The 787-nt window shown below is 43.5% G+C and carries 1 protein-coding gene; it reads left to right on the top strand.

All coding sequences use genetic code 11. The features are described from left to right. Nucleotides 1-541: 541 nt before the first annotated feature. On the top strand, nucleotides 542-694 hold the full coding sequence (locus Xedl_RS31790; RefSeq protein ID WP_208605114.1) for a hypothetical protein: 153 nt from the start codon (nucleotides 542-544) through the stop codon (nucleotides 692-694). Nucleotides 695-787: the final 93 nt, after the last annotated feature.

The following is a 787-nucleotide window of genomic DNA, read 5'->3' as shown; positions in this document are numbered from 1 at the left end:
GAATGAAAACTCCCGTAGCCTGCAAGGGAGAGCAAGCATTGCGGTACATCTGCCCACCTTTGGAAGCAGATATTGTCAGACATAAACCCCTTGTCTGGTAATGAAGGTTTCTTAAACTAAAAAATACCCCAAAAGGGCGTTTTTATATCGTCATCTAAGAGCATTAAACGTTGAATCATGCTCTTTACACCACATCACATTCACACTTTTACAATCTCTGTTTGAAATATTCAGCAGACAACTTTTCTGTATCCAAATAATTAACTCATAACTACCGTTTAACACTTAGCTTTGCTGTGTCTTGCGATTCTTGCTGGCATTTTAACGCTCGTACAACTTTTGCTGACCGTTTACGGAACTTAAAGGCGTCACTTTTGCAGGGTTACCGCTGAAAGTGACGCCGCAGCCAAAGCACCACGCAACCCTGACAGGCTCACGCCTGCTTCACCCCGCAGTAAATCTGACACTGCATTTTTAGATTGAAAAAGGAGAACTTGACGATATCGAGGCTGGCTTTTTTGCCGGTGGGGATGACCTGTTTATGCAGGCGGCAGTACCGCGTACTCAACCGATACCCCGCAATACCTCAACTTGCGTTCACTCTGGCGCACAGATATCGATCAAGGGCAAAGCAGGTTTTTCTGTTTTGCCAGAATGGTCGCGCGCCAGAGATTGCATGTTGTCAGGTATATAGCTAAATCATACTAATATGACATAATATCTAAACCTAAGATGACAAGGCATAAAATGAGATGGGTTACAGCTTAGATTTTCGAAAGAGAGTATT

Source organism: Xenorhabdus eapokensis (genome assembly GCF_001908105.1).
Note: the sequence above shows the minus strand (reverse complement) of the source record. Positions and strands in the feature narration are given on the sequence as shown.

Excerpts from the sequence above, each read along its gene's own strand:
- Xedl_RS31790 (WP_208605114.1), top strand. The coding sequence starts at position 542 with ATGCAGGCGGCAGTACCGCGTACTCAACCGATACCCCGCAATACCTCA.